General features: G+C 42.0%; 13 protein-coding genes. 11 read left to right on the top strand and 2 right to left on the bottom strand.

Translation table 11 applies throughout. The features are described 5' to 3' along the window. Positions 1-195: 195 nt before the first annotated feature. On the top strand, positions 196-813 hold the full coding sequence (locus ACFSBH_RS04665; protein ID WP_251514552.1) for a flavodoxin family protein: 618 nt from the start codon (positions 196-198) through the stop codon (positions 811-813). 44 nt (positions 814-857) lie between these two features. Here ACFSBH_RS04665 and ACFSBH_RS04670 read toward each other — a convergent pair whose 3' ends face one another. Both ACFSBH_RS04670 and ACFSBH_RS04675 read right to left on the bottom strand, forming a co-directional pair. Then, positions 858-1,907, bottom strand: a complete 1,050-nt coding sequence (locus tag ACFSBH_RS04670; RefSeq protein WP_251514550.1) for an FUSC family protein — start codon at positions 1,905-1,907, stop codon at positions 858-860. Positions 1,908-1,992: 85 nt separating this feature from the next. Then, the gene (locus tag ACFSBH_RS04675; protein ID WP_379596272.1) at positions 1,993-3,132 is read right to left on the bottom strand and encodes an acyl-CoA dehydrogenase family protein; all 1,140 of its coding nucleotides are present in this window, start codon (positions 3,130-3,132) and stop codon (positions 1,993-1,995) included. Positions 3,133-3,334: 202 nt separating this feature from the next. Here ACFSBH_RS04675 and ACFSBH_RS04680 point away from each other — a divergent pair, with 202 nt between their 5' ends. The 10 genes from ACFSBH_RS04680 to ACFSBH_RS04725 all read left to right on the top strand — a co-directional run bounded on the left by ACFSBH_RS04680 (position 3,335) and on the right by ACFSBH_RS04725 (position 13,727). After that, positions 3,335-3,745: an acyl-CoA thioesterase gene (locus ACFSBH_RS04680; RefSeq protein WP_379596274.1), complete on the top strand. Its 411-nt coding sequence runs from the start codon at positions 3,335-3,337 to the stop codon at positions 3,743-3,745. Between the two features lie 151 nt (positions 3,746-3,896). Further along, the gene (locus ACFSBH_RS04685) at positions 3,897-4,847 is read left to right on the top strand and encodes a hydroxyacid dehydrogenase (RefSeq protein WP_379596276.1); all 951 of its coding nucleotides are present in this window, start codon (positions 3,897-3,899) and stop codon (positions 4,845-4,847) included. 329 nt (positions 4,848-5,176) lie between these two features. Further along, positions 5,177-5,869 (top strand): CoA transferase subunit A, encoded by a 693-nt coding sequence (locus ACFSBH_RS04690; RefSeq protein ID WP_379596278.1) that lies wholly within the window; start codon positions 5,177-5,179, stop codon positions 5,867-5,869. After that, the gene (locus ACFSBH_RS04695; protein ID WP_379596280.1) at positions 5,853-6,503 is read left to right on the top strand and encodes a 3-oxoacid CoA-transferase subunit B; all 651 of its coding nucleotides are present in this window, start codon (positions 5,853-5,855) and stop codon (positions 6,501-6,503) included. The genes ACFSBH_RS04690 and ACFSBH_RS04695 overlap by 17 nt, the downstream gene beginning before the upstream one ends. Positions 6,504-6,631: 128 nt before the next feature. Continuing rightward, on the top strand, positions 6,632-7,624 hold the full coding sequence (locus ACFSBH_RS04700) for a TAXI family TRAP transporter solute-binding subunit (RefSeq protein ID WP_379596282.1): 993 nt from the start codon (positions 6,632-6,634) through the stop codon (positions 7,622-7,624). Positions 7,625-7,665: 41 nt separating this feature from the next. Then, entirely contained in the window at positions 7,666-9,624 is a 1,959-nt protein-coding gene (locus ACFSBH_RS04705; RefSeq protein ID WP_379596284.1) for a TRAP transporter permease, read from the top strand. 98 nt (positions 9,625-9,722) lie between these two features. Then, positions 9,723-10,568 (top strand): 3-hydroxyacyl-CoA dehydrogenase, encoded by an 846-nt coding sequence (locus ACFSBH_RS04710; protein WP_379596286.1) that lies wholly within the window; start codon positions 9,723-9,725, stop codon positions 10,566-10,568. Positions 10,569-10,578: 10 nt separating this feature from the next. Continuing rightward, on the top strand, positions 10,579-11,361 hold the full coding sequence (locus tag ACFSBH_RS04715) for an enoyl-CoA hydratase/isomerase family protein (RefSeq protein ID WP_379596288.1): 783 nt from the start codon (positions 10,579-10,581) through the stop codon (positions 11,359-11,361). Positions 11,362-11,373: 12 nt separating this feature from the next. Then, entirely contained in the window at positions 11,374-12,540 is a 1,167-nt protein-coding gene (locus ACFSBH_RS04720) for an acyl-CoA dehydrogenase family protein (protein ID WP_379596290.1), read from the top strand. Next, positions 12,537-13,727 (top strand): thiolase family protein, encoded by a 1,191-nt coding sequence (locus ACFSBH_RS04725; protein WP_379596292.1) that lies wholly within the window; start codon positions 12,537-12,539, stop codon positions 13,725-13,727. Before ACFSBH_RS04720 ends, ACFSBH_RS04725 begins: the two co-directional genes overlap by 4 nt. Positions 13,728-13,786: the final 59 nt, after the last annotated feature.

Below are 13,786 nucleotides of genomic sequence, written 5' to 3' on the forward strand. Positions count from 1 at the left end.
TCATTAATTGATAAGTTGCTATATAAATGTCTATACTGCAGGTGATTCCCTTATGTATGGAGAATGAAACGTGGAATTGAGCGTGTCATACAAGTATTTCATCCTGTATTATCAAGCGACATAGTGAAATAAGATTATATTTCAGTAAAACAGGGAACAGGACCTATATATCAAAGATAAAAAAGGAGTGTTTTCGTGAAAGCTTTAATCTTAAACTGTTCATTAAAGAAATCTACTGAGACATCCAATACAGATGCATTATTAGAGGAATTCATTCAGGTCTTTGACCAAAATGGAGTGGAATCAGAAACGGTCCGAGTGGTTGATTACAATGTAGCTTTTGGCGTAGAGGCAGATATGGGAGAGGGTGATGAGTGGCCGCTTATTGCTGACAAAATTAAGCAGGCAGATATTCTGCTTGTTGGAACGCCAATATGGCTTGGAGAAAAAGCGAGTGTGGCTAAAATGGTCATGGAACGAATTAGTGGATCGGGTTCGGAGACGAATGAAAAAGGACAACCTATTTACTATAATAAAGTTGCTGGTGTAGTAGTGACTGGAAATGAAGATGGTGCCAAACATGCGGCTAGAGATATACTCTTCAGTTTAGGACATTATGGCTTCACGTTACCGCCTAATCCGCTTGCTTATTGGGTGGGCGAAGCAGGACCTGGAGCTTCTTATATCGAAGCAAATGGACAAGAAAATGAATTTACACAGCAGAACGCAAAAACAGCAAGCCATAATCTTGTTCACATGGCAAGAATCTTAGCAGAAACACCTATTCCAGCTGAGGGAAATGTAAGTGAATAGAGTGGAGTGAATCCCCAAATACGTAAAGAGCCAAGACGGTTGATTTATGTCATCATCCGTTCTGGCTCTTTTGAGTTATCCCTATCTTCTTTTAAAAATCGTTCCACTAAGTTGAATAGCGTTGATAGTTCGTATAGAAGGATTATTTCAGGCTGAATGGTTGTTGAGTGACTTTCCGTATTTTTCATGAAATTCGTACGGTCTTGCCAAAATCTAGAAGTGATTTTTTGCTTATTTTCAAGATGTATGGATAAATCAAATCTACGTTTGTCTTGTAAACTGTCTGCCAGTTCCTGTACAACGGTATGAATCAATTCTTTTTCTTCCTCATTCCAATTTAAGTCATCCATTGGATGATGAAGTAAGTACTCCAGGCGACCGTGCATCTTTTGCAGTAATTTTGCCTGTTCCTCCAGTTGAAGAAATAACTTTTCTTCACTAGCCACTAAAGGGTGATATTTTAGCTCGTCCTTTTGAAACTGAATCAGTCTAAGGGTGTTGTTAAGCTTTTTTTCCAATTTAATGAGCAATGTAGATGATTTTGTCCTATTGGCTTTATTTACACTTATACTGTCTGAGTATATCTTATTTATCAGGTAGGCAGTATGATTCGTAATTTTTCCGATGTTAGTAAAAATGTCCTCTCTGTAATCTGGAGGTAGGATAAACATATTGACTGCGGTTGAAATAACAAGTCCAATGGTCGTCGTACCTAATCGAATCAAAAAGGCAATAAATAAATGCTCATGTATTACTTCAACCATCGCTACAGATGTCAAGGTTGCTACAAGTAATCCGGCGTGAAGGTTTAATTTAAAGCAAGTGGCTATAGTAAGAACAGCTGCTAACGTATAGGTGATAGGGGAATTGCCGAATAAGGAGATAAATATGACGGCATAGGCTGAACCGATTGCTGAAGCTGGAAAACGTACAATCCCCTTCTTGATGGAGTCTGAAACAGTTGGTTCGATCGTTACAATCGCTGTAATTACTGCGAAGACAGGTGGCCAACCAATTAATTCGCAAACCCAAGCTGTCAATAATACTGCTAAGCCTGTTTTAATGATTCGGCTTCCACCTAATCGTTTTTTCACTTGTCATGACCCTTTCTGTTTAATGGATATAAAAGTATTGTATCATTTATCCGAAGGGAAAAGACCCCACAGTACTTTTGTGGGGTCAGCCGCTCGCCAAATTCATGATCGTCATATCATCCATCGGTGGATTATGAAGTCCTGCACGTACATCACGGTAATAGCGTTGCAACGGATTAGCTTGTGACAGGCTGCGTGCACCGGTAATCCGCATCGCCAAGTCGACAATGTGGATTGCTTTATTGACGACAGATAATTTCACGGCACCAAGTTCTGATCCCATTGTTTGTCTTGTTTCATCATCGGCTTCATCCCATTTTCTCGCGACTGAAAAGAGGAAATGTTTTGCTTCTAGAACAGACAACTCCATTTCTCCCATTTTTTGTTTCACATTAGGAAAGTCTGAAATCGTTTTTGACTTATCCATGCTATTCGGTGAATAGGTCCGTGCGAAATGATTGGCGTATTCTTGAGCAGCCAGAGCGATGCCGAGGTAGCAAGCTGGGATGTGCAAGAGCCATCCGGCCGCTTCTTTCTTCGGTTTACGATACTCTACCAACGCATCTTTTTCTACATGAACATTTTCAAGAACAAGATCATGACTGCCTGTTCCTCTCATAGCGATACTATCCCAAGTTTCATCAATGCTCACACCTGTCAGATCCCGTTGGATCAGGAAATTACCGACATCATCGGTCCCGTCAATCGATGCACTGACGACAAAATAGTCTAGGATCGGAGCAAGAGTTGTGAATGTTTTTCTTCCGTTGATGATCCAACCATTTTCCGTTTCTTTCGCGTATGTTTCCGGTTTACCTCCACGTGTCGGACTGCCGGTAGCCGGTTCTGATGCTGCATTATTTAATAAGGCTCCATTTTCAACTACATCCTTTGCTACTCTTTGGAACGTTTCCTCGTTCCATGATTTATTTTCACCTAAGTGTTTAATGATGCCCATATGCCATCCAATGGAAAGAGCGGTTGATCCATCAGCCTTTCCGATGATTACCTGTAAGTGAAGCATTTCAGTAAGTGAAATTCCTCCGCCACCATATTCTCTAGGCAACGTAAGAGCAGGATAGCCTATATCCTTTAATTCTTTGAAGTTTTCAAAAGGAAAAGTTAAGTTCTCATCGTGTTCTTGAGCACGTTCTTTAAAAGGTTTTACCGTCTCCTTGAGCAACTCTGCCCGCTCTTCCTGCGTTTGTAGTTCCGTAATTTTCATTGTTACCCCTCCATCCCTGTAATCCTTATGTATCTAGTCGTATTTATAACTATATTATTTCATTATTTGCAGGTAAATTCAATTTAGGTATGCTCCTCTATGAACTTATTATATCTTATTTTCTAAATATTCCATAACTGAGCTTGACTACAATAGAACGTTCGTTTATGTTTAATCTAAAACCAAACATGGAGGGGTTTTGATGGATGCAGAAAAACAGATCATAGTAAGTGAAGAGGATATTGACGGATTGAACCATGTTAATAATAGTGTGTATTTGAATTATTTGGAGCATGGAAGAGAAGCCTGGTACATAAAAAATGCAGGGTATTCGTATGAAGATTTTCATCAGGCTAATCTAGGTACGGTCGTTCTAAGAATAGATATTCTTTATAAAAAAGAAGCACTGCTTCATGATGTGTTGTGGGTAATCACAGCTCCAAAAAAATTAGGTAATACTAGTTTTGTATTTCAACAACAAATCATCAATCAAGATGATGAAATCATTTGTGAAGCAGAAGTCACAAAGGTCATGATTGATTTTACTACAAGAAAAAGAAGACCGGTCATTGAAGAAATTGCCCGTAATTTCAGAGAGGTACGGAATGGTTAAAAGCATCTTCCGTTTGATTAAGTAAAATTCTGTAAAAGAAGATATCAGAATAAAACCACAATAATATATATTGCAAAATCAAAAAACAAACACTATAATTAGGCAATGAAATTTGTACATGATCGCTTTTATACAAAGGGGGAAGAAATTCATGAAAATTCTTGTGACGGAGTTAATGTGGGATGATGGGATTGAGACGTTAAGACAAAAGGGGTATACCGTGGATTATGATATGGAGTTGAGCCGAAAACGGGAGGAATTGTTAGGCTTGCTTCCAGCATATGATGCGGTAATTGTGAGAAACGAAACGAAGGTGGATACGGAATTTTTAAATGCAGCGGAAAAAGTACAAGTTATCGGACGTCTCGGTGTCGGACTAGATAATATTGACTTAAAAGGTGCAAGAGAGCGAAATATCCCTGTAGTATCTGCAAGAAATGCCAATGCAACATCTGTGGCTGAATATGTGATGGCGGCAATGCTTGATGCATCACGTCCATTACAAGCTGCTGATGCGGATGTACGAGAAGGGAATTGGAATCGCAAGCTATTTACTGGCTATGAATTAAATAATCGGACGCTTGGTCTCGTCGGTATGGGGGAGATTGCCCATCGTGTTGCCAAACGTGCTAAAGCATTCGGCATGAATGTAATCGGTTTCGACCCTTTTGTTGCTCCGTTTGACCATGTTGTCCAGGAGACTGGAATTAAACAAGTCGACCTAGAGGAACTGTTGAAGACGTCTGATTTCATTTCGGTTCATGTGCCACTTACGAATGGAACGAGACATCTGATCAATCGTGATAATATGCGATCGATGAAAAACCATGTCTATATCATTAATTCGGCTAGGGGTGGAATTGTGCATGAAGGGGACTTGGCAGCAGCAGTTGAAGCTAAGGAAATTGCAGGTGCTTATCTGGATGTCCTAGAGAAGGAACCTGTACAAATTGATTCCCCGCTGCTAAAGGTGGAAGGGATCCGACTATCTCCACATATTGCTGGTTTGACCGTGGAAGCTCAGTCACGTACAGCGATGTTGATTGCCGAAGAGGTGGATAGGGTGCTCCATGTTGGTCAATCTCTTTGTGTGGTGAATTAAAGCCTTTATAAAATACTATATATGACCCGTCTTCCTAACGAATGAGGAAGGTGGGTCTTTTATATTTAATACGAATTTACCTCCTTTAGTCATTTTTACCCCTGTTTCATCGAAAGAAAGTAAATAAACAGCGACTTCATTATGGTTTTAAAAACTAGGGTGTAATTTAAATTAATAAAAAATTTAAAAATCATTGACTTTTGATAATCCTTTAAATATAATATGTCTAACAGAATGCAGAATGAAGATTCCGTAAAATGGAATGATTAATAGCTTTCGCTGTGCTTCAAGTATTATTTCTGCTTTCTATGAGTGTGAGGGGAGGAAGATTGTTGAGTAAAGTAATTAAACGCTCTGAACTATCGAATTTGATAAACGATGGTGATACATTGCTTGTCGGCGGGTTTGGACTTTCAGGAACTCCATTCACGTTGATCGATGAATTGGCCACGTTAGGGAAGAAAGATTTAACTGTAGTGAGTAATAATCTAGGTGAGAAGGATAAGGGTCTTGGTATCCTTCTGCACACAGGTTGCCTGAAAAAGGCAGTCGGTTCATATTTCACATCCAATCGTGATGCAGTAAACGAGTGGTCCAAAGGAAATTTGGAGATTGAACTGGTACCACAAGGGACACTAGCTGAACGCATTCGTTGTGGAGGAGCAGGGATTGCCGGTTTCTATACAAAAACAGCGGCCGGAACGAAACTTGCGGAAGGAAAAGAAGAAAAAGAATTTGACGGTGAGACTTATATCTTGGAAAGGGCGATTAAGGGGGATGTTTCTTTAATTAAAGCTTTGAAAGCGGATGCGAAAGGTAACCTTGTCTATGATTATACAGGAAGAAATTTCAACCACGTCATGGCTACTGCGGGCAAAACCGTTATTGCAGAGGTTGATGAAATTGTTGAAGTGGGAGAATTGAGTCCTTATGAAATCGTCACGCCGCATGTCTATGTAGATTATTTGGTCATGAATAATTATGTGAAGATTGGTGGGAGATACGTTGTCGCTGGAGAGTAGAATTAAGATTGCAAAGCGGGTAGCACAAGAATTATCAGATGGGGATATGGTCAATCTTGGGGTTGGAATTCCGACATTGATTCCTGATTACTTAGGGGATAAAAAAGTGGAACTGCAGTCGGAAAACGGCATCCTTGGTATGGGTCCCACGCCAGATGAGGAGAACGTCAACATGGATTTAATCAGTGCGAGTAAACACCCAGTCACATTGGATATAGGTGCATCCATCTTTGACAGTTCCGATTCCTTCGTCATGATACGCGGTGGTCATATTGATGTCGCGGTGTTGGGAGTTCTGCAAATTGATCAATTCGGAGAAATTGCCAACTGGGCGATTCCAGGAAAAGATATTTTAGGTGTTGGAGGCGCAATGGACTTAGTCGCTGGAGCAAAACGAATCATAGTTGCATCTATGCACCAAGCAAAAGATGGTAAGCCGAAACTTGTAGAGAAGCTGACATTTCCAACAAGCGGAAATGGTAGAGCCGATATGCTGATTACGGAACATGCAGTATTCAAGTTTACAGAGAATGGCGCTGAGCTGGTCGAGCAACTATCCGACTTGAGATTGGAGGAATTACAAGAGATAACAGGAGCTCCGTTTACTTATCAAGATTCAGTAGTTAATGGATGATAGCAAAACGTTATCATTGAAATGAAAGCGTTTTATATCGGAGGTAACATTGTGAGTGGGACGGAGCAATTGTCGTACTGGTATTTCAGCAATACAAATAGTCATGAAAAAAAGGAGAGTCAGAGAAGATGAAGAAATATCTTACCTTGTTTATCGTTTCAATACTGATGATTGCTTTAGTCGCTTGTGATGATGGAGATAGTGCGGGCGAAGCGGATGCTGAAGGTAACTTAACTACTCCAGACACAATTGGATTTGGTGCTGCTACAGTAGGTGGTGTCTGGTACACACTTGCAGGTGCGATGAGTGATAAGATGAACGAAATCTTCCCGGATTCAGCGGTTTCAATCGTAGAAGGCGGATCAACTGCAAATATTTTAGGACTTGGCAATGGAACATTTGATATTGCATTTACCAATGGTGAAGCTATTTCGGAAGCGAATAATGGAACAGGTGAATTTGAAGAAGTGATTGATAACTTCAGTACTGTCGCAACACTATATCCGAACCCTGTTCAGATTGTGGTCCGGGCTGACTCCGATATATATTCGGTTGAAGATTTGAAAGGGAAAAAAGTGAGCCCTGGAATTAAAGGTTATAGTGGAGAGATTGCTTTTCAGAAAATCTTAGATCTCGTTGGCATGTCTTATGATGATTTGGATGGGATTGAATATACCGGTACAGAAGCAGCAGCAGATTTAATGCGAGACCGCCATATTGATGCTTGGGTTGGAAACTTAGCTGCACCGGCTGCTACTTGGCAGGAGATGGACACGACGGTCGGAATCCGATTAATCTCACTTGATCAAGAAATCATCGATGGGCTGTATGAAGATAATCCTGGTTATGTTCCATATACGATTGAAGCAGGTACGTATCCGAAGCAGGAAGAAGATGTTGAAACAGTGGCTCCGTATACTGTATTACTCGTAAATAATGACACGATGCCGGAAGAAGATGTGTATAATCTGACGAAACTTGTAGTGGAAAATGATGAAGCATGGAAAACACTCTCCGCTACACTGAATGACTTTGACGCGGAATACTCCGTAGAAAACAACGTTGGTGAAATGCATCCTGGCGCCATTCGATACTACAAAGAAGTTGGAGCTATGGAATAAAACAAAAGAAGTGATTCACTGGGGTAAAGGAGAGTGAAAACATGGAGAGCCTAAAGCAACAGGTCGAACTAGAAGAGAAAAAGTCAGATGAATATGATGATGACGGTAATAAGGCGGGAAAACTGCGTCCATTAAAAGGGAAGGCAGGCTTGATTATTTCCCTCCTAGCCATCGCCATGTCGCTATTTCATTTATATACCGCGTTGTTTGGTATTTTTGAATCCATTATGCAGCGATCTGCTCACCTTGGATTTGCCCTGATGCTCGTCTTTGCAATTTATAAACCAGCGGCAAAGGCGGCCAAATCAGAAAGTATACCTTGGTATGATTGGTTGTTTATCGGAGTTTCTGGTGTTGTTTACAGTTATTTTGTCTTCAATGCCGTGGATATATCAGCAAGAATGACGTATATTGAACCACTTTCTTCGCTGCAAATATTATTAGGTATTGTAGCAGGAATAGTGTTGATTGAGGCAACGAGAAGAGTAGTAGGAAATGCACTCGTTATCATTATCCTAATCTTTTTAGTGTATGGATTCTTTGGGCAGGTCTTGCCTGGCGCAATATCCCATGGCGGGTTCACCATGGAGTGGATTATTGACCATTTGTATTATACGACATCAGGGGTTTTCAGTACCCCTCTCGGAGTATCTGCTACATTTATCTTTCTGTTCATCTTATTTGGGAAATTTTTGGAAGTTTCCGGGGCAGGTCAATTCTTTATTGATCTATCAGTAGCAGGTATGGGGAAATATCGGGGTGGCCCAGCAAAGGTTGCTGTTTTAGCAAGTGCCATCATGGGGACGATTTCAGGAAGTGCGGTTGCCAACACGGTTACAACAGGTGCCTTCACCATCCCGATGATGAAAAAGACAGGGTATAAAGGACATTTTGCAGGTGCGGTTGAATCCGTTGCTTCCACAGGGGGACAAATAACACCGCCGATCATGGGCGCATCCGCTTTTATCATTGCCAGTTACTTAGGTGTTCCATATATAGAAATCGCTCTCGCGGCCATTATCCCAGCGCTCCTATATTATGTCAGTGTGTTTATGCAGGTAGATCTGCGTGCAAAGCGAACAGGTCTACATGGGTTAAATAAGAATGAATTGCCACGGACGTGGGACGTATTTAAAAAAGGATTTATTTTCTTTCTGCCACTCATCGTAATTGTCGTCATGCTTAGTACAGGGACATCTCCAATGAGAGCAGGTCTATTCGCTATCGGGGCTACGATTTTAGTTGCATTAATCAATCGAGTGGCAAAAATGGATATGAAATCAGTCGTCAAAGCACTTGATCTTGGTGCTAGAGCCTCCTTAGAAACGGCTATTGCTTGTGCAGCTGCTGGTTTGATTATTGGAGTTATCGGCTTTACTGGTATCGGACTACAATTTAGCAGTCTTATCATCAGCGTGTCTGGTGGAGTACTATTTATTACACTAATTCTTACCATGATTACAAGTATCATCTTAGGGATGGGGCTTCCGACAGTTGCTGCATATATTGTGCAAGTTCCGTTAACCATTCCAGCTTTGATTGAACTAGGTGTTTCACCACTTGCCGCTCACTTCTTTGTATTTTACTTTGCATCCGTTTCCGCAATTACACCACCGGTGGCACTCGCTTCATTTGCTGCAGCTGGTATAGCTGGAGCGGATCCGATGAAGACGAGTATGTCAGCAGTGAAGCTTGGAATTGCTGCCTTTATCGTACCGTTTATTTTCGTATATGGAGAAGTTCTATTATTGGTAGGAAGTCCATTGGAAATCATCGTGGCTACAATTACAGCAATCATCGGTATCATTGGTGTAGCTGCAGCTGTGGAAGGATGGCTGCTAAGACATGCGTTTTGGTATGAACGGCTCATCCTGCTAGTTGGTTCCATCTTAATGGTTGTGCCAGGCTTGTTTACAGATCTGATTGGACTTGTTGTTCTTGCTGGCGTTTATACTCTACAACGTTTTTATCGTAAAGAATTATTGCAGAATGAAACGTGAACCAAGTGAATATAGTAGCTGGGTGCATCCCTCTTATAATTTAAGTAAATGAACACTCAGCAGATTCATATAAAACTAAAGTCAAAAAGGATGATTACATGAGTAAAGTTACCGTTGTCGGTTCTGGCGTCATGGGAAAAGGAATCGCTTATGCTTTTGCAATTAGTGGTTATAGCGTGTATGTCAATGATATTAGCGATGAGATTTTAGAAAGAGCAAAGAATGATATTTATAACCTGTTGGATGGCAGTTTACAAAGAGGGTACTTAACGGAGGAAGTCTATCAATCTGCCAAAGACAATCTAGTTTTTGATTCCAATTTAAACACTGCAGCGGAAAACGCAGAATTGGTCGTTGAAGCTGTACTCGAGAAAATGGATATAAAGATTGATGTATTTAAAAAACTGGATGAAATTTGTCCACCTGAAACGATTCTTGCATCCAATACATCGACGATGAGTCCGACGGAAATCGGTGCACAGACTTCAAGGCCGGATAAGGTCGTTGCCATGCACTTCTTCAATCCGGTGCATAAAATGAAGCTGATCGAAGTCATTCGAGGATTGGAAACTTCAGATGAAACGGTGAATTTCGTTCATGAAGTTGCCGAGAAGATTAATAAAACTACTGTTGAGGTAAATGAATTTCCTGGTTTTGTTACATCCCGGATGAATTGCCTCATTGGTAATGAAGCGATGAATCTACTGATGGAAGGGGTAGCTTCCGCAGAGGATATCGATACAGCGATGAAGCTTGGTCTGAACCATCCGATGGGTCCGTTGGAGTTGGCTGATCTCGTCGGTCTGGATACTCGCCTAAGAAACATGGAATATTTGCACGCTACACTAGGTGAAAAGTATCGCCCATCACCCCTGTTAGTGAAGTATGTAAAAGCAGGTCGCCTAGGTAAGAAATCAGGCCGCGGCTTTTATGATTACAATTAGGAGGGAAATCGTGACTACTCAATATAGGAATGTAGACGTACAATTGGAAAACGGAATTTATTGGCTGACGTTAAACCGTCCGGAAGCACGAAATGCTTTAGATGCAAGTATGTTGCAAGAAATCGACGAGGCGATTACGGAAGCTGAAGGAAAAGATGAAGTTAAAGTAATCGTCATCCAAGGAGCAGGTGAAAAATCATTTGCCGCCGGTGCGGATATACGCCAATTGAATGAAAGACAGCCCCTTGAGGCACTTGTTCCGGGGATGCAAGGTTTATATAACAAAATTGAAAACTGCAGTAAAGTGACGATAGCAGCGGTCCGCGGCTATGCCCTTGGTGGGGGCTGCGAGCTGGCTATGGCCTGTGACATTCGCCTGGCAACGAAAAACGCTAAGTTCGGCTTGCCTGAATTAAATCTAGGCATTGTTCCAGCTGCAGGTGGAACCCAACGGCTTTCCCGTATGGTCGGTAAAGGTCGCGCCCTTGATATGATTTTGACAGGCAAGATCATCGACGGGGAAGAAGCGGAAAGAATTGGACTTGTGTCTTATTTTGTTGAAGAAGAAGCATTGCAAGATAAAATTCAAGAAGTTGCTTCTGCCGTACTGAAGAAAGGACCAGTGGCTGTCATGCTTGCTAAACGAGCTGTACATAAAGGCTATGACATCGATGCAGATACAGCGATGTGGATGGAAAAGCTATCCCAGGCCGTAGCATTCAGCACGGAAGATAAAAATGAGGGGACGCTTGCTTTCCTTGAAAAGAGACAAGCAGAATTTAAAAACAAATAAGGAGAGGTTAACATGGACTTTAATTTTTCGGAAGATATCGAATTTCTAAGACAGAATGTGAGAAAGTTTGTCAGGGAGCAAGTAGAACCGGTTGCAATGGAAATCGAGGAAAAAAATGAAATTCCTGAGCATATTGTAGAAGCATCAAAGGAAATGGGACTATTCAGTTTAGGAATCCCTGAGGAATATGGTGGACTCGGACTTGATATGGTCGGGAAATGTGCCATCTACGAAGAACTCGGTAAAACGCATAACGGGTATACGACATTGATTGGAGCACATACCGGAATCGGTACGGTCGGGATCGTAGAGCTTGGTACGGAGGAACAAAAACAAAAGTACTTGCCGAAAATGGCTACCGGTGAATGGATTGCCGCATTTGCACTTACTGAACCGAGTGCTGGTTCAAACGCAGCAAATATGAAGACGACTGCAGTGAAAAAAGGTGATAAATATATCATTAACGGATCTAAACACTACATTACAAATGCGGTCGATGGTCATGTGTTTACCGTAATGGCTGTTACGGATCCTTCAAAAGGTGCAAGAGGAATCACTTCCTTCATCGTTGAGAAGGACTTCCCAGGATTCGTCCTTGGAGCTGTGGAAGAAAAAATGGGTCTTCGCGGTTCCCATTCAGCAGAGCTTTTCTTTGAAGATATGGAAGTGCCTGCAGAGAACGTGCTTGGTGAAGAAGGACAAGGGTATATTAATGCGTTGAAAATCCTTGCCAACGGTCGTGCGGGACTTGCAGCTCGAAATCTTGGATCAAGTAAAAGACTTCTAGAACATAGCTTGGAATATGCCCACGAGCGTCAGCAATTCGGTCAGCCGATTGTTGATATCCAGGCAGTACAGCATATGCTCGCTGAGATGGCGAAAGAGATTGCAGTGCTAGAAGCGTTTACCTACAAAGTTGCATGGATGACAGACCAAGGCCAGCGTGTCGTCAAGGATGCGGCAATTGCAAAACTTTACGGTTCTGAAGTCTACAATAAAGTGGCGGACCTTGCTGTACAAATCCATGGTGGTATCGGTTATATGAGGGATTATCCGATTGAACGTTACTACCGCGATGCACGGATCACGAAGATTTACGAAGGAACGTCGGAAATCCAGAAAAATATCATTGCAAATGAATTGAAGCGTGAAGCGAAAAAAGGAGTTGCAGTTAAATGAATGAGTCATACATTGTCGGTTCAGTGAGGACCGCCATCGGTAAAATGGGCGGTACGTTAAAAGATGTGACCGTTGATTATTTGGCTGAAAGTGTGATTCGTGAACTAATGCAGCGGAATGGTACGGATATTAAGGTCGATGAAGTCATCCTCGGTCAGGCGAAGCAAAGTGCAGACACATCAAACCTTGCACGTCTTGCAGCATTGCGTGCAGATTTGCCGGTGGATGTCAGCGCCTATACGGTGCATCGTCAATGTGGTTCAGGTTTACAGGCAATCAACAATGCGGATATGCAAATTAAACTTGGTTTATCCGATGTCGTTGTAGCAGGTGGAGCGGAAAGCATGAGTACGGCTCCATATTATTTGAGAAATGCTCGTTTCGGTTACCGTGCAGGTAACGGTATATTGCTCGATCCAAACACGGAGAGCCAACCGTGCTCTCAGCCAATCGAGAAATACGGGAATTTGACAATGGGGCTAACAGCCGAAAATCTTGCCGAAAAATATAACATCTCCCGGGAAGAACAGGATGAATTTGCACATCGCAGCCAGCTGCTCGCAGATGATGCAATCAAGTCCGGACGCTTCAAGGATGAAATCGTGCCATTCGAAGTGAAGGAAAGGAAAAAGACCGTCACGTTTGACACGGACGAACATCCTTTCTTGACTTCACCGGAAAAATTGTCGACACTTCCAGCAGTCTTTAAAGAGGGCGGTACGGTGACTCCAGGTAACGCAAGCGGAAGAAATGACGGTGCGTCTGTCGTATTAATGATGAATCAAGAGAAGCTCAATGAATACGGCTTGAAGCCAAAAGCGAAAATCATCGGCCAGGCTTCCAGCGGGGTTTCACCAGAAATCATGGGTATCGGTCCGGTGGAATCTACTCGTAAAGCGTTGAAACAAGCAGGTCTTTCAATTAAAGACATTGGTCTCGTAGAACTGAATGAAGCATTCGCTGCCCAAGCGCTTTCTGTAATCAGAGAAGCGGAGATGGATATCGATAAAGTAAACGTAAATGGTGGTGCGATTGCACTTGGACACCCGATTGGGGCTACTGGCGCCATCCTAATGACAAAACTGCTCCATGAAATGGAACGTAGAGGAGAAAGATATGGTCTCGTAACACTATGTATCGGTGGTGGACAAGGAATTTCCACGGTTATTGAATATTTGGACAGATAATCATGGATGGTGATTCTTTTAGAATCACCATCTATCTTTAAATCGTTAATGAGGAGGTT

Source organism: Oceanobacillus luteolus (genome assembly GCF_042678205.1).
Lineage (GTDB): Bacteria > Bacillota > Bacilli > Bacillales > Amphibacillaceae > Oceanobacillus > Oceanobacillus luteolus.

What these genes read in the sequence shown, in the direction of transcription:
- ACFSBH_RS04675 (WP_379596272.1), bottom strand. Translation starts at nt 3,132, where the DNA reads ATGAAAATTACGGAACTACAAACGCAGGAAGAGCGGGCAGAGTTGCTC.
- ACFSBH_RS04680 (WP_379596274.1), top strand. Translation starts at nt 3,335, where the DNA reads ATGGATGCAGAAAAACAGATCATAGTAAGTGAAGAGGATATTGACGGA.
- ACFSBH_RS04685 (WP_379596276.1), top strand. Translation starts at nt 3,897, where the DNA reads ATGAAAATTCTTGTGACGGAGTTAATGTGGGATGATGGGATTGAGACG.
- ACFSBH_RS04700 (WP_379596282.1), top strand. Translation starts at nt 6,632, where the DNA reads ATGAAGAAATATCTTACCTTGTTTATCGTTTCAATACTGATGATTGCT.
- ACFSBH_RS04705 (WP_379596284.1), top strand. Translation starts at nt 7,666, where the DNA reads ATGGAGAGCCTAAAGCAACAGGTCGAACTAGAAGAGAAAAAGTCAGAT.
- ACFSBH_RS04710 (WP_379596286.1), top strand. Translation starts at nt 9,723, where the DNA reads ATGAGTAAAGTTACCGTTGTCGGTTCTGGCGTCATGGGAAAAGGAATC.
- ACFSBH_RS04720 (WP_379596290.1), top strand. Translation starts at nt 11,374, where the DNA reads ATGGACTTTAATTTTTCGGAAGATATCGAATTTCTAAGACAGAATGTG.
- ACFSBH_RS04725 (WP_379596292.1), top strand. Translation starts at nt 12,537, where the DNA reads ATGAATGAGTCATACATTGTCGGTTCAGTGAGGACCGCCATCGGTAAA.